This is a genomic window from Brevibacillus sp. BD137 (assembly GCF_041644655.1).
In the GTDB taxonomy this organism is placed as follows: domain Bacteria; phylum Bacillota; class Bacilli; order Brevibacillales; family Brevibacillaceae; genus Brevibacillus; species Brevibacillus brevis_D.
This window is the reverse complement of sequence record NZ_JAOTNO010000003.1, coordinates 278,151-292,444: the sequence shown is the minus strand read 5'-3', so window position 1 is coordinate 292,444 and position 14,294 is coordinate 278,151. Positions and strand designations below refer to the sequence as shown.

13 protein-coding genes and 2 riboswitches are annotated in these 14,294 nt (G+C 47.9%); of the genes, 8 read left to right on the top strand and 5 right to left on the bottom strand.

The window, feature by feature from the left end:
* Positions 1 to 4 precede the first annotated feature (4 nt).
* The 3 genes from ODZ53_RS08030 to ODZ53_RS08020 all read right to left on the bottom strand — a co-directional run bounded on the left by ODZ53_RS08030 (position 5) and on the right by ODZ53_RS08020 (position 3,620).
* Positions 5 to 469 (bottom strand): hypothetical protein, encoded by a 465-nt coding sequence (locus tag ODZ53_RS08030; RefSeq protein ID WP_372676570.1) that lies wholly within the window; start codon positions 467 to 469, stop codon positions 5 to 7.
* A gap of 659 nt (positions 470 to 1,128) precedes the next feature.
* Positions 1,129 to 2,445 (bottom strand): D-arabinono-1,4-lactone oxidase, encoded by a 1,317-nt coding sequence (locus tag ODZ53_RS08025; protein WP_372676569.1) that lies wholly within the window; start codon positions 2,443 to 2,445, stop codon positions 1,129 to 1,131.
* A complete protein-coding gene (locus tag ODZ53_RS08020) occupies positions 2,433 to 3,620 on the bottom strand; it encodes an amino acid deaminase/aldolase (RefSeq protein WP_372676568.1) in 1,188 nt (395 codons plus the stop codon). Before ODZ53_RS08020 ends, ODZ53_RS08025 begins: the two co-directional genes overlap by 13 nt.
* Before the next feature lie 300 nt (positions 3,621 to 3,920).
* A riboswitch (purine riboswitch) is annotated at positions 3,921 to 4,020 on the top strand.
* Positions 4,021 to 4,071: 51 nt separating this feature from the next.
* Between ODZ53_RS08020 and ODZ53_RS08015 the strand changes: the two genes are divergently transcribed.
* From ODZ53_RS08015 to ODZ53_RS08005, 3 genes are all read left to right on the top strand, one after another.
* Positions 4,072 to 5,505 carry an NAD(P)/FAD-dependent oxidoreductase gene (locus ODZ53_RS08015; protein ID WP_372676567.1) on the top strand — a complete coding sequence of 478 codons (1,434 nt, stop codon included), beginning with the start codon at positions 4,072 to 4,074 and terminating at the stop codon, positions 5,503 to 5,505.
* 180 nt (positions 5,506 to 5,685) lie between these two features.
* Entirely contained in the window at positions 5,686 to 6,018 is a 333-nt protein-coding gene (locus ODZ53_RS08010) for a hypothetical protein (RefSeq protein ID WP_372676566.1), read from the top strand.
* Positions 5,993 to 6,268, top strand: coding sequence for a hypothetical protein (locus tag ODZ53_RS08005; RefSeq protein ID WP_199928025.1), 276 nt, complete (start codon positions 5,993 to 5,995; stop codon positions 6,266 to 6,268). Before ODZ53_RS08010 ends, ODZ53_RS08005 begins: the two co-directional genes overlap by 26 nt.
* A 50-nt stretch (positions 6,269 to 6,318) precedes the next feature.
* On the opposite strand, the gene ODZ53_RS08000 is transcribed toward ODZ53_RS08005, so the two are convergent.
* Entirely contained in the window at positions 6,319 to 6,732 is a 414-nt protein-coding gene (locus ODZ53_RS08000; protein ID WP_188066356.1) for a MarR family winged helix-turn-helix transcriptional regulator, read from the bottom strand.
* 206 nt (positions 6,733 to 6,938) lie between these two features.
* Positions 6,939 to 7,556, bottom strand: coding sequence for a DUF3298 and DUF4163 domain-containing protein (locus ODZ53_RS07995; RefSeq protein ID WP_015893741.1), 618 nt, complete (start codon positions 7,554 to 7,556; stop codon positions 6,939 to 6,941).
* 155 nt (positions 7,557 to 7,711) lie between these two features.
* On the opposite strand from ODZ53_RS07995, the gene ODZ53_RS07990 reads away from it, so the two are divergent.
* From ODZ53_RS07990 to ODZ53_RS07970, 5 genes are all read left to right on the top strand, one after another.
* On the top strand, positions 7,712 to 9,187 hold the full coding sequence (locus ODZ53_RS07990) for a methyl-accepting chemotaxis protein (RefSeq protein ID WP_087341945.1): 1,476 nt from the start codon (positions 7,712 to 7,714) through the stop codon (positions 9,185 to 9,187).
* A 151-nt stretch (positions 9,188 to 9,338) separates the two neighbouring features.
* Positions 9,339 to 9,461, top strand: a riboswitch (SAM riboswitch).
* Positions 9,462 to 9,661: 200 nt separating this feature from the next.
* Positions 9,662 to 10,690 carry a BMP family lipoprotein gene (locus tag ODZ53_RS07985; RefSeq protein ID WP_087341943.1) on the top strand — a complete coding sequence of 343 codons (1,029 nt, stop codon included), beginning with the start codon at positions 9,662 to 9,664 and terminating at the stop codon, positions 10,688 to 10,690.
* Positions 10,691 to 10,811: 121 nt separating this feature from the next.
* Entirely contained in the window at positions 10,812 to 12,341 is a 1,530-nt protein-coding gene (locus ODZ53_RS07980; RefSeq protein ID WP_372676565.1) for an ABC transporter ATP-binding protein, read from the top strand.
* The gene (locus ODZ53_RS07975; protein WP_015893737.1) at positions 12,316 to 13,386 is read left to right on the top strand and encodes an ABC transporter permease; all 1,071 of its coding nucleotides are present in this window, start codon (positions 12,316 to 12,318) and stop codon (positions 13,384 to 13,386) included. The genes ODZ53_RS07980 and ODZ53_RS07975 overlap by 26 nt, the downstream gene beginning before the upstream one ends.
* Positions 13,373 to 14,287 carry an ABC transporter permease gene (locus tag ODZ53_RS07970; RefSeq protein ID WP_372676564.1) on the top strand — a complete coding sequence of 305 codons (915 nt, stop codon included), beginning with the start codon at positions 13,373 to 13,375 and terminating at the stop codon, positions 14,285 to 14,287. Before ODZ53_RS07975 ends, ODZ53_RS07970 begins: the two co-directional genes overlap by 14 nt.
* The last annotated feature ends 7 nt before the right edge of the window (positions 14,288 to 14,294 follow it).

Genomic DNA, 14,294 nt, shown 5'->3' with positions numbered 1-14,294 from the left:
CAGGTCATTTATTTTTTGCAGATGCGAAAACAGAATGAATTTCTAGGTCAGGGTTATTTACAATTTTGTATATGTCGACTTCTTCCTTAGAATTCTGATAGAACTTTATATAATTGGTGTCATTAAGATATATTGTACCAATGTCCTGATTATTTTCTTTCAGGTCAATAACGTATTTAGGAGATTCTTCATTTGTTTTTTTTGGATCAGAATCAAAAGCATCAGATTCTCTTGCTATTTTTTGAAGTTCCATTTTAGAGAAATCATTTAGTACCTTTTGGATATCTCCGGCAGTTAGTTCTACGTTTTCATTATCATTATTTTTATTAATACTCAGATAAGTGATCTTCTCTTTATTGAACCAACCAAGCTCGTCAAATGACTTTACTTTTAATCCAGGAAAGTAAATAAGGCTACTCAGCGCAAATATTCCTATGAGAGAGAGAATAAGGATATAGACTTTTTTCACGGCTTACATCTCCTTTATAAGAGCATCTCCTTAACAAGACAGGAAATGCAGACTTCTGTGGAAAAATTAAACGGGATTAATTGTAGCGTTACTTAATGGTATCATTTTACAGTTTCTTTGCAAATACCACTTTCTTCCTAAAGGCAACAAAATCATTTGTCCTGCTTTATGGAGATAGGTCTCCGGTTAATTAAATGAAAAAAGCCCTTTTAAAATGAGAAAAGGGCCGAGTACGCTCACTTATTTCTAAAAGCGCAGCAAATTCTTTCTTGGAGTACCCATAGTACAAGCGCACGCTTTAATAATACGTTCCCCAAAAGTTGATTCCGGTACTTTCTCAAAACAACTGAGAAAAGCAACTGAGACGCCAAGCACTTTGGAGAGTCGTCTTAGGCTCGGGTGAAAATTTAAGTTTATTAGCTTCTGCTAATCTAATTGTTCTAGTACAAAATCCTATGGCAACAGCAAGATCGACCAAGTACATCTGTTTTGTTGTCCATACTGCCTAAAACGCCCACCTGGTCTATTGTCCTCTATGTCTATAAAAGGTGAATATGGTGTTTTTGTATGAATATTTCATTTGAAGATCTATGGGTAAAGATTTTGTAAACAGCCCGGGTAATGTGGTCGGGGCATTTTTATGTGTAGGTCGTAGTGTTTCAGGAGATGCCGAACAACTCGGCTAAATACGGGTTCACAAACAAGCCGTCAGGGTCGAGCTCAGAGCGAATGGCGAGGAAATCGGGCAAGCGAGGATAGACCTGATGAAGCTTCTCGGTGGTCATACTGTGCATCTTCCCCCAGTGTGGACGTCCACCATATCGGGCGAAAATCTCCTCCATCCGGGCAAAGTACGCTTCGTACGGCATTCCCTTGTACATGTGGACGGCAATGAAGGCACTATCACGCTCATAGGCGGGACTGAGCCAGATGTCGTCCTTTTTGACGTACCGGCATTCGAGCGGAAAATGAACGGCAAAGCGTTCCTGCTCAATCGCCCGACGCAGCTCCCGTATGGCTTCGCCCATATGCTCGGCAGGAAAGCAGTATTCCATTTCGTAAAAACGAACAAGCCGAGGAGTGGCGAAAAGCTGATGACTGTAGCCGCTCTCATGGACAGAGGGAACGCTTTGAGCGGATAGCCTGCTGACGCTTTTGGTGAGAGAAGGACGCAATCGGCAGCTCTCCGACAAGAGCCAAAACAGCCCGTTTTCTACCACCATTTTTTTCAAATAGCTCCATCGTTGATTGCCGCTGGGGGGATCGCTGGTTTCGTTCATGAATTTCACCTGGACGGTGTCCGAATACGGGAAGATAAAAAATTCAAAATGCCGATGCTCGATTTTAAACGTCTCTAAAGAAGACAAGCACTCCTCTACCTGCATGCGGCGGCTTTGGTAGCGCAGGCGATAGGCTGGGAGGACACGCAGCTTGACACGTACGATGATGCCCAAGAGACCAAGCGAGACTTGCATGGCTTTGAACAGGTCCGGTTGGGCCTGCTCGGATACTTCCAAAACCTCCCCGGATGCGGTCACGACTGTCAGCCCGACGACTTGCGTGGAGATGCTGCCAAAATGAACGCCAGTGCCATGCGTTCCGGTGCTGACAGCCCCTGCAATGGACTGGGCGTTAATGTCTCCGAGGTTTTCTTGAGAGTAGCCCGCTTGATGCAGGAGTTGTCCGAGTGTCTTGAGCTTGGTGCCTGCCCAGACTTCAACGGTATCAGAGGCAGGGTCTACACTGACGATTCCTTGGAGATGATCCAAGGATAGCAAGCAGTCTTCTGTCTGGACGAGACGAGTGAAGGAATGACCGGAGCCGACGACTCGAATCCGTGTGCCTGCCTTCTTGCAAGCAAGGACAAGCTGCACGACCTCATCTACGGACTTTGGCATCGCGATTTGTTTCGGCTGGCTTTGTACATTTCCTGTCCAATTGGTCCAGTGATTCGCGTGCTTCTTTACAGTGAGCATAATCCATCCCCCCGATAGGTGGTCACTTCCTCAATGATTTTCCCGCCAGAGATACAATACAGCCGGGTAAAACGTTCGCAGAGCTCTCCTGCTTTGGCATGGCGAAAAAAGATCGGGTCTCCCAGCTCCAGCGTTTCGATGCCTTGATAGTGGATGGGTGTCTGTACTTCACCTGCTCCTTCGTTGGGGAACAGCTTTGCTCCCACTGGCAAGTAAGGCTTAGGGAGTCTGTCACGCCCAGCAGAACCAGATGCGATGTAGCCCCCGCCCGCACATGTGTAGATATGCGCTGCGGGCTTACGGATAATTTCCAAAGCAAATCCTGCGGCAGGGTGAAACCGAAAGTCCTGAAAGTAGTCAAAAAGCCCTGGCGAAAAAAATCCGGAGCCTGCTGTAACCTCTGTAACGGCGTCTTCCTTCCCGGTCAAGTGCAAGCTGCCCGTTCCTCCACCGTTTACGAAGCGGAGAGGAATGTCTAGCTCGCGAATGGCATGCACCAGTGTGGCACGTCGAGCAGCCACTTCTTTCACGGAATATTGCTTGAGGAGACGGATGATGCTGTTTTTCAGGAATTGACGAGGGTATCGATCACCTACGCCAGCAATTTGAGCTTCGTACCCCATGACACCATCTAGGTAGAGATGATCGGAGGAAGCAACGCGCTTGACTAGGGAGAGGGACGCCTCGAGAGAGCGAAGTGGCGAGCGCCAGACGCCGAAATGTAGCCCCAACACATCAGACGACATGTCGATATCGAGACAGACAGGCAGCCTGGTTCCGGTTTCCCGGGCGATTTGTTCGAGCTGTTCGACATGAGGGAGAGAGTCGATCATCAAAGTAATGGAGCGTCCGTTCTTAATCTCGGAGGCGATTGACAAAAGCCAGCTTTTTTCCCAGAGCGGATAGCCAAGTAGCAGGTCATCGAAGCCTGCCTCGCACAGGTGAAGCACCTCAGGAGCGGAATAGCACATGAGACCACGAAAGCAATCGTTCACCTGCAATACACGTTTGAGAATGGCAACGCTTCGGATCGACTTGCTCGCGATTCGAACGGGTTTTCCATTGCTTTGCAAACTGATTTGCTCCGCATTTTCCTCCAGCAGATCTAGATCGACGAAAGCGAACGGCTTGGGAACACCAGCAAAGGCAGACTGATAATAGCGATAATCCCGCATGTACAGGCCTCATCCTTTTTTGCACGCGATTTGAATGAAATAATGAATTGCAAATATTTCTTAAAATTCTATCTATTCTATTCGTTTATATTTGATTCCTTCCTGACAAATGAGGGGCATGAACAGAAATGACGAATGTTTGTTTTTTAACGTTCGTGTTTTGTTGTATTTACGGATTGTAAAGGCATGTTTACGATAAAATTAACTTTAAAAGACGAATGAATGGGTTGTTTTCGATTGACTTGATTCAGCTTATAAGCTACTATACATATTGTTGTGAAGAACAACATAGGCTTGACGAATGAAATAGTAATTTGTATTCGTATATCCTCAGAAATATGGTTTGAGGGTCTCTACAGGGAACCGTAAATTCCCGGCTACGAATAGGGCAGTTTTGGTATACCCTATTCGTCGGCCGGGAATTTTTTCATTTTTTCGGGGAGGGAACGATATGAATAAGTATGATGTGATCGTTGTAGGAGCAGGACCAGCAGGGATTTTTACGTGCTACGAGATAATGCGAAAAGCACCGAATGCCAAGGTGCTGTTGATTGATAAAGGGCATGACATCTATAGCAGACGCTGTCCGATCTTGGAAGAAAAGATCAAGCTCTGCCCGCCGCCAGCAGGAAAAAAAGATTTCGCAGGCTGTTTGCCGGCCTGTTCGATTACCAGTGGTTTTGGTGGAGCAGGCGCCTATAGCGATGGCAAATTTAACATCACCACCGAATTTGGCGGTTGGATGACAGACTATCTCAGTCCTTCCACTGTACTTGGACTGATCAAATACGTAGATGAAATCAATTTGGAGCACGGGGCTACCCAATCGATTACGGACCCGACCACAGAGACGATCAAGAGCATCGAGCAGCGCGGCTATGCAGCAGGCCTCAAGCTGTTGCGAGCACAGGTGCGTCACTTGGGAACGGAGCAAAACCTGGAGATTCTCCAGTCGATCTTCGAGCATTTGAAGAAGCATATCGACATGATGTTCAAGACAGAGGTTGCGGACATCATCACAGTGAAGGAAGCAGACGGACATCAGGTAAAGGGTGTAATTTTGAAAAACGGACAAGAGTATGAAGCTGATTACGTGGTAATCGGACCAGGACGCGATGGCTCGGCATGGTTGACGGATATCCTGAAGAAGCGCCGTCTGAAAATGTACAACAATCAAGTCGACGTAGGCGTACGTGTGGAGACATCCGATGTCGTCATGCGCGAAATCAATGAGCACTTGTACGAAGGAAAATTCATTTTCAACACATCTGTCGGAACGCGTGTACGGACATTCTGCAGCAATCCATCCGGTCACGTGGTTGTGGAAAACCACAGTGGCGTTATGGCGGCAAACGGGCACTCTTACAAAGACCCAGCGCTGGGCTCGATGAATACGAACTTTGCGCTCTTGGTATCTCATACGTTTACAGAGCCGTTTGACAAGCCGAATGAGTATGCGAGGGAAATTTGCAAGCGGGCAAATGATCTGTCAAACGGTGGAGTCATCGTGCAAAAGTACGGCGATATTTTGCGCGGTCGCCGTTCCACAGAGTCGCGTATTAAGGAAGGCTTCCTGGAGCCTACTCTGAAGGAAGCAGTACCGGGTGACTTGGGACTCGTGTTGCCTTACAACACGATGAAAAGCTTGATCGAGATGGTGGAAGCACTGGACAAGGTAACACCGGGAATCGCTTCTGAGCACACGTTGTTCTATGGAGTGGAAGCGAAATTTTACTCGGCTCGTCCGAAACTGACTGAGGAATTCGAAACAGAAATCAAGGGATTATTCTGTGGCGGGGATGGTGCCGGAATTACGCGTGGTCTGGCACAGGCCGGAGCTGCTGGGGTTTGGATGGCTCGCAATATTACGAAACGCATGCACTAACGAATACGCTCATAACCAATAGGCTTCTTGCTGGGCACCTTGTGCTTGGTGGGGAGCCTTTTTTCATGACAGAACAACATCAGGGAAGTGGTGGTTCCGTGTCACGAGGAATTAGGCAGAAGCGTATTGTGTAGAAGGGCCAATAATCAAACCACGACCTTTATTGGCATGGAGGTATCTATGTTTTTTTGTGATGATGACGATACCGCTGTAATAGCACTTTGGATTATTTCGCTTGGCTTTGTCATCCTTGCCATTGATAAAACAACCAAATTAAGTCAAAAGCCTGCCTGCAACAATGACAAGTTGATACAGCCCCTCATTCAATTAAACAAGCAAATCAATGGGAAAAACAAAAATGGCAATGACAATGATGACGATATGCAGTTCAAACGAATTGAACAGCAAATTGCTCAATTGCGAGATAGTGTTCAAGATATAAAAAAGAATTTACAGGAGAATCAACCCAAAAACGGAGGGAAAAAGGATGATCGAAAAAAATCTAGCGAATGAGTTGGTAGCGGTAGGGGGGTGGATCGCAGTGATTGGCACTTTCTTAGCTGCCATAGGTTCGACTGGACAGGTGGAACCGGAGCAGCCTGCTTCTACAGACAAACAAGCGAATGACAAAGAATCAAATGATTTGAAGAAACAAGTACTGCAACAGAAAAAACAATTGCAAAAGCAACAGATACAGCTTGAACTGATTCAATTGGAACAAGAGCTTAACACCCTCATCCATAGCACACGGAAAAATGGCTAACAAAAAATGACTTCACCAAACTGCTTTTGGGCGAAGTCATTTTTTATTTGTTACAACGGCTGTAAATTATCGTTCATTTTCTTCAAAACGCGGTTAAAGATAGCGAGCTCTGCTTCGTCAACGCCGCGGAGTGCCAGCTCTTCTTGCACTTTTGCAGCCTCCAACCATTCCGGGAACCGTTCGATTGCTTGCGGAGACAAGGACACATAGCGCTCACGCTTGTCATCACCCTCTGAGCGAATGATCCAGCCCATCTCTTCCAAACGGGTGAGTGTCCGGGTAATCGTCGGGGCTTCAACATTCAGGTAGTTGCTCAATTGAACCTGAGTAAGCGATTCACGATAATGCAAGCAAAGAATAATACCCCATTGCGAGCTGTATAATCCCATGGGAGCCATAGACCCATTTAGTGATTTGCTGAATATTCTTGCGGTTTGGCTAATTCGATGACCATAATATTGCATGAGTATATACCTCCAGGAAAGCTGGTCCGATATATCGTACACTTATTGCTTAAGTAAATATGTACAATAACATACTAGCAGTTCTGGACATATAAGTAAACGTTTATTCGATGGCGAAATTATGGATTTTCTGACACAAATAGAATCAGGCGAGTGTCATGAAAGAAGACACTCACCTGGGTGAAAAATACGGCGGTACAGTGCATTTAATCTGCGGACAAGATGCTCAGTGGACCTTTTTCATTGATGATTGGCTCCAGTTCATAGACCGAAATGGGGAACATGGGGAAACCGACGTAGTAGGGCGTAATTTCGTACAACTGGAAGTAGATGACCAGTGCTTTGTCGGCGATGTAATAATCTTGATCGGGCTTAATCGAAGTAAAGCCATTAAGTGTGGGGATGTTTCTTTCTTTGATTTGACGCTTGATGTTTTCGGAAATCACCTTGACGTAATCGCTTCCTGGCTTGAATAATTCCCGCAGCGTATACAGCTTGCCTGTTTGGATATCAGCGGTGATCGAACCGAGGAAGGTCATGCCGTGAGCCATTTGCGGTGTATAGGCGTAGTTGCTCAACACAACACTGAAAATGCCGCGTTCGTTTGTCTTGATTTCGTAGCTTCCTTGCATTTCTGTATTTCCCGGTACCTGGACCCGTTGTTGCTCGTGAATTAAGCCTTGAACCGTTTGATAAATCGCCCGGTTGATATCTTTTTCCGCTTGCTGGTTGGCTAATCCCGCCAATTGCGGATAGTAAATCGTGGTGTTCGGACGGCTAATCGTCCGTGTCAGCACGGTAGCTGGCAATTGATTAAGTTCCACTTTTCTCCGTTTACCTCCTGTACGCGAGAGTTGTGTAATAGCCTATTCGAAATTGTTTTTGGCTGTTCTCACTTTTTTCACAAATTTGCCAAAGGTTTGGCTATATAATGGGGAAAGAATCCGATACATAAGTAAAAAGGAAAAGGGGGGCAATTATGATTCAATTGATTCGCAATACCTTAACTGACAAAGAAGGCTTTATGATTTTTATCCTATGGAATCATTTGTGGATGGCGGGGCTCATTGCCTACCAAGTGGATGTGAATTTCTGGAAAGTGACGTCCTTGGGATTGCTGGTCACTTTAATTGTTTCGCCGTATTATTTCATTCGCAAGGATAGTCTTGTAATTCGTTACCTGGTGGCAATTGGACTCATGTTTTATGCGATTTCATTCGATCACTTTACCGATTACCAGGAGATCACCTTCCTCGCTTTTATCGTCATGGGCTTTTTAGCAGCGTATTTGGATTGGAAGCTGGTCGTAACAGCGGGAATTACCCAAATCATTGTCACGGTTATTGGGTTCTACACAGGAACCTACCAGATCTTCGATGGCGATTTTTCGGAGCTCAATTTGCTTATGCGTATTGTCACGATTCTCATGATGATGGGAGCCGTAACGTATCTCTGTCTCGCCGGACAAGCCTCTCTGCAAAAAGCGCACGACGCAAGGCAGGAAGCGGAAGAGAAGGAGCGCCGTCTGGGAGAAATGCTTTTGAACATCCAGGAAATGACGGAGCAGCTAGATCGTACAAGCGATCATGTGCATGAGCATGCGGAAGGTACGAAGCGCAATACAGATGAAATGATGGTAGCCTTCAAGGAAGTCGCCGTCGGCATGGAATCACAGGCGAATTCTACGGTGAAGATCGAAGAAGAGGTTCAATCCATCGATCAGGAAATCGAGGCAGTCACATCGCAGACCAACGCAATGAAAACAGAATCGCAACAAAACAACCGTCGTCTGACAGAAAGCGTTCAGATGATGAACGATCTGTCCTCACAGATGGAGCAAATTGTGCAAGCAGTCAATGTAGCAGCCTCTACGATTCACCAGCTCAATCGGCAGGCGAATCGCGTAGAGGAAATTGTCGGCGCTATTAATCAGATCGCGACACAAACGAATCTCTTGGCACTGAATGCGGCGATTGAATCGGCGCGTGCAGGCGAGCATGGACGGGGATTTGCTGTGGTAGCGGATGAGGTACGCAAGCTGGCAGAACAAAGCGCGACAGCCACACAGGAAATTACCGACATTCTCAAGTCACTCCACCAGGAAAGTGAGAATGCGGTGCAACATATGAGCAGTGGGGAAGTGTCTGTTGCAAAAGGCCAAGAGCTGGCCGTAAAAACAGTGGCCTCCATTGAAGCAGTGCGTGCTGGTATGATGGCCTTCCTAGAAGCAGCTGATCAAGTAAGCTCCAGCATGGACCGGGTAAAAGTGCGTTCCGGCGAGGTTGCCATCGAGATGTCGACCATTACAGCCGTAACCGAGGAATCCGTAGCCAACTTAGAAGAGCTGTTTGCGACAGCAGAAAACCAGCATCAAAAAGTGCGTGAGATTACGGAAGAGCTGGGCGAGCTGAATACGTTGTCGCATCGCCTCCAGCAAACCTTTCACGTAAATTAGAGGTTGCGCTTCTCGCCAATTTCTCGGTGCTGAAAAGATGACTTTTTAAACTTTTATTTACTTGTAGAAGTGTTTGGAATTGAGAAAAAAGAATTGCATTTTCGAACCGTTCTGCTAGAATGAATTCCATTGTAACTAAATATATTCACCCACCTTATCAAGAGCGGCGGAGGGACTGGCCCGATGATGCCCGGCAACCACTGATCATGTCTATGCATGAACAGAAAGGTGCCAATTCCTGCAAAACCTGTACCATGGTTTTGACAGATGAGGAAGAGAACGGCTTCGTACGCAAACTCTTCCTCCGGGGAGAGTTTTTTTGTTGTATTTGTAAAAGAAGAGGAGGAATAAACGAACGATAAATTAATTTTATAAGAGAATATTCGTAAATGGTATTGAAAAAATAGGTAAAAAGCCGTACATTACCTAATAGGATAAAGAAAAACGTAAAGTTCGGATAGGGAGAGATACATCATGAAGAAGTTATTGCTGGCATTAACGACATTCGCAGTATTGGCAACAGGGTGCTCGACTGGCACAAGCGCACCGGCAGATCAGCCAGGAGGACAAGCAGCAGGACAAGAGGGCGCGGCCAAAAAGCGAATTGCCTTGATTTTGCCTGAGAAAATCGGTGTCAATCCATTCTTCCAACAAATGGACGAGGGTGCCAAGAAAGCTGCACAAGAGCTGGGGGCAGAAGTAAAAACGATCGAATCTACAGACCATGGAGCGATTGAAGAAAATCTGCGTGTGGCTGTTGCAGAAAATTATGATTTGATCATCACTTCTTCCTTTACATCAGAGGATGCATTGAAAAAAGTAGCTACCGAAAATCCTGACCGTAATTTTGCGATTATTGATACGGTAGTGGATTTGCCAAACGTTCGCAGTGTTACCTTCCGCGAGCAGGAAGCGGCTTACCTGGTGGGAGCAGCAGCAGGCTTGGCAACGAAAACGAACAAAGTGGGTATGGTTGTCGCTCTTGATATTCCGCAGTTGAAAAAATGGACGGTTGGCTTCGGAGAGGGCTTGAAAGCGACAAATCCAAAAGCAGAGCTCATGGTCAACTATGTAGGAAGCTTCACTGACCCGGCAAAAGCGAAGGAATTGGCTTTGCTCCAAGCTTCCAAAGGCGCTGATTTCATTAACGGTGCAGCAGCAGTAGGCGACCTCGGCGTTTTCGAAGCGGCGAAGGAAAAAGGTTTCTTCACAGCAGGTCAGGACGTTGACCGTACGACGATTGATCCAGAGCATATTGTTCTGTCCCAATTGAAAGGAACTGACGCGGCAGCTTATGAAACCGTGAAGACCTTTGTAGAAGGAACGTTCAAACCAGGTGTTGTGGCATACGGCTTGAAGGAAAAAGGTGTTGGTGTAACCTATGTCACGCACGAAAGCAAGACGCCGCTGAACGCTTTTATTGGACAAGAAGTGGTGGATAAAGTGAAAGCGATCAGCGATGAGATTGTAGCGGGTAGCCGCAAAGTACCAGACCAGTTTTAAAAAGGTTCTCGGTACTGAACGTTTATTTATAGCTTGTGCACAGTGATGGATGTGACCGACTACGGCTGTGTAGTCGGTCTTCCATTTTCATAAAAGGACGTACAGAAATGAGGGAGTGGGAATGACCGATCGCTTGGAAATGAGGGCCATGACCAAGAAGTACGGAGATTTTACCGCTAACGACAAGGTGTCGTTCTCACTGGCAGCAGGAGAGGTCCATGCGATTGTCGGGGAAAATGGAGCGGGCAAAACGACACTGATGCGGATGCTGTACGGGATGGAGCAGCCGACGTCGGGAGAGATCGTGTTAAACGGCAAGCCAGTTGTTTTTCGCGGACCAGAGGACGCGATTCGAAATGGAATCGGGATGGTTCACCAGCACTTTATGCTCTTCGGAGAATTCAGTGTGACTGAAAATATCGTGATCGGATATGAGCCGAAGCAAGCAGGCTTTTTCAACAGAAAGGACGCAGAGGAAAAGGTGCGGGCGCTGAGTGAGCAGTATCGCATTCCGATTCATCCGCAGGCTATGGTAGCAAATTGCTCGATCGGGGAACAGCAACGGGTCGAAATTCTGAAGGTCCTGTATCAGGGAGCGGATATTATCGTGTTGGACGAGCCGACTGCTGTCCTTACCCCGCTGGAGGTACGCGACCTGCTGCAAACGATTCGAAACTTGGCAAAGAGCGGCAAGAGCGTCATTTTGATTACACACAAGTTGCAGGAAGTCATGGAGGTAGCCGATCGTATTACGGTACTGCGCGGGGGCAAAGTGACGGGAACGGTTTCGCGGAATGAGACAAATGCGGATGATTTGGCAAGATTGATGGTCGGACGAGAATTGCAGGAGCTAGCTGAACGAGTCCCTCTGGAAAAAGGCCCCTTGTTGCAGGTGGAGAATCTTGCGGTTCGAGAAAAGCAGACCCTGCTCGATCAAGTCAGCTTTACCGTACACCACGGGGAAATCGTAGGAATCGCAGGTGTTTCCGGGAATGGACAATCCGAGCTGCTACAAGCGATCAGTGGTTTGCGAGCGGCACAGGAGGGTACGGTGCGGTTAGGTGGCAAGGATGTGACGAACAAATCAGTAGCCACCATTCGAGATGCCGGCTTGGCACATATTCCGGAGGATCGCTACCTGTGGGGAACGGCCAAACTCTCAAGCGTCGAGGAAAATGCGTTGATGGGCTATCAGCGAAAGCCTGCTTATAACCGCCGTGGCGTCGTTTTGCGGGAGAAATTCCGCCAAGTCGTAAAAGGCTGGGTTGATCAGTTTGCCATCAAAACAGGTTCCCGACAATTGCAGGAGCTGGCAGGGAATCTGTCAGGTGGAAATTTGCAAAAGCTGATCGTAGCAAGGGAGTTGGGACATGAAACTCCGTTTTTGATTGCAGCTGAGCCTACGCGAGGCGTGGATATCGGTGCCATGGAGTACATCCATCAGGCGCTGATCGAAAAGCGCAATCAGGGAGACGGGATCCTGCTCGTCTCCTCCGAGTTGTCCGAAATTCTCGCCTTGTCTGACAGAATTTTGGTCATGTATAAAGGGAGAATCGCAGGAGAGCTGTCACGCCTGGAGGCAACCGAAGAAAAAATCAGCGTGATCATGGCGGGAGGAAGCATTCATGGCAGCAATCAAAGAGCTATCTAAGTCATTGGTTCAGCCGTTCTTGGCTGTCGTCATCGGTTTGTTGACCGGGGCACTGGTTATTGCTGCCGTTGGCGAATCGATCTTGGGAACCTACCAGGAAATGTGGAAAGGGGCCTTTGGCAGTTTTTATTTCTTAACGTCTACCTTAGCGAGAGCCACACCTATCATGCTGATTGCCTTGGGTCTTTCCCTCGCATTTCGGGCAGGGGTATTCAACCTGGGAGCGGAAGGGCAAATGGTGCTTGGTGCCGTCAGTGCTGCGTTAGTCGCGATCTATTTGCCAGCGCCGGGAATGATCAAAATTGTGGCGGGTATTTTCGCGGGAATGGCGGTTGGCGGGTTCTGGGCGTTGTTGCCGGGCTTTATGGAAGCACGCTTTCGCATTCCGTTGCTCATCTCTACGTTGCTCTTTAACTATATTGCGGTATTGTTTGCGAGCTATCTCGTGACAGAGCCATTCCGGGATCGCTCAGGCTCTGCGGCACTGGCACAGACCGTCATGCTGGAGAAAAGCGCTTGGCTTCCAAAGCTGTTTGCGGGAATGAGCGTGCATGCAGGGTTTTTGTTTGCGATCGTTGCAGCGCTCTTGTTGTTCTGGGTCCTTCGTTTTACGCCTTTTGGCTATGAAGTGAAGATGCTGGGTCAAAACTCGCTGTTTGCTCAATACGGAGGAATTAATCGAATTCGGGTGATGCTGACCGGGATGTTTGCCAGTGGTGGCTTGGCTGGCTTGGCGGGAACCGTCGAGGTAATGGGGGCGCACTATCGCTTCGTGGACGGGGCGCTGACTGTACCAGGCTTCGCCTGGACGGGCCTGATGGCAGCCTTGCTTGCGAACTCGCACCCGCTTGGCATTATTGTGACTTCGATCCTGCTTGCTGCTTTTCAAACAGGAGCCATGGGTGTAGAGCGCAATACGGATGTACCGCTGGAGCTGGCAAGTGTTATACAAGCCGTATTGATATTATTCATCTCCGCCAAGTTCAGCTACGACTGGTGGAAAAAGCGGAAGGCAAAAGGAGGGGAATCGCATGGAGCTCTTTGATTGGTCCCTCCTCAGTTCTACCATTCGGATGGTCACGCCGATCTTGTTGGCAGCTTTGGGTGGAGCGCTCTGCGCACGTGTTGGAATTTTTAATGTTGGCTTGGAGGGATTGGTACTGGTCGGTGCCTTTTCCGCGATTGTCGGCAATCATTTTACCGGGAATCTCTTTCTGGCCGTTTTGATTGCAGCTCTGGTCAGCATCGTCTTTTCGCTCTTATTCGCGTACATGACGATCAAGCTTAGGGCGAATGAAATCGTCGTTGGTGTGGCGATTAACTTTCTCGCGCTAGGATTGACGACATTTGCACTGCGGGCGATCTTCGGTGTCAAAGGGGCGTTTTACGATAAGGATATGGCTGGCTTGCCAACCGTCGAGATTCCTTTCATTCACGATATTCCGGTCATCGGAGGCGTTGTCTCCGGCCATTCGCCACTCGTGTACTTTGCATTTTTGGCTGCGATTCTGTTGTATGTGTTCTTTTATCGGACGGTTACGGGCTTCCGCGTCCTCGCAGTTGGTCTGAACCCCGTTGCGGCACGTAGTCTCGGTCTGAAAGTGACGGGGCTTCAGGTGCTGGCGATTGTGATGAGTGGCGCCTTGTGCGGGATTGCAGGAGCGCAGCTTTCACTGGGGCAAGTCACGATGTTTACAGAAGGGATGACGGCTGGCCGGGGCTTTATCGCATTGGTAGCGATGATGATGGGGCAGTCGCATCCACTCGGTATTTTGGCTTCGAGCCTTTTGTTCGGGTTGATGGATGCCCTTAGTATTCGTTTGCAGGGCTTTTCGCTTCCGACGCAATTTACGGCTATGCTGCCATACGTGCTGACGATTGCGGCAATGTTCTTCTTGAAGAACAAGAGTCAGATCGGCAGCGACAATCAGCAGAGCACCCGTTAAACATAGA

Excerpts from the sequence above, each read along its gene's own strand:
- ODZ53_RS08025 (WP_372676569.1), bottom strand. The coding sequence starts at position 2,445 with ATGCTCACTGTAAAGAAGCACGCGAATCACTGGACCAATTGGACAGGA.
- ODZ53_RS08020 (WP_372676568.1), bottom strand. The coding sequence starts at position 3,620 with ATGCGGGATTATCGCTATTATCAGTCTGCCTTTGCTGGTGTTCCCAAG.
- ODZ53_RS08015 (WP_372676567.1), top strand. The coding sequence starts at position 4,072 with ATGAATAAGTATGATGTGATCGTTGTAGGAGCAGGACCAGCAGGGATT.
- ODZ53_RS08010 (WP_372676566.1), top strand. The coding sequence starts at position 5,686 with ATGTTTTTTTGTGATGATGACGATACCGCTGTAATAGCACTTTGGATT.
- ODZ53_RS08005 (WP_199928025.1), top strand. The coding sequence starts at position 5,993 with ATGATCGAAAAAAATCTAGCGAATGAGTTGGTAGCGGTAGGGGGGTGG.
- ODZ53_RS08000 (WP_188066356.1), bottom strand. The coding sequence starts at position 6,732 with ATGCAATATTATGGTCATCGAATTAGCCAAACCGCAAGAATATTCAGC.
- ODZ53_RS07990 (WP_087341945.1), top strand. The coding sequence starts at position 7,712 with ATGATTCAATTGATTCGCAATACCTTAACTGACAAAGAAGGCTTTATG.
- ODZ53_RS07985 (WP_087341943.1), top strand. The coding sequence starts at position 9,662 with ATGAAGAAGTTATTGCTGGCATTAACGACATTCGCAGTATTGGCAACA.
- ODZ53_RS07980 (WP_372676565.1), top strand. The coding sequence starts at position 10,812 with ATGACCGATCGCTTGGAAATGAGGGCCATGACCAAGAAGTACGGAGAT.
- ODZ53_RS07975 (WP_015893737.1), top strand. The coding sequence starts at position 12,316 with ATGGCAGCAATCAAAGAGCTATCTAAGTCATTGGTTCAGCCGTTCTTG.
- ODZ53_RS07970 (WP_372676564.1), top strand. The coding sequence starts at position 13,373 with ATGGAGCTCTTTGATTGGTCCCTCCTCAGTTCTACCATTCGGATGGTC.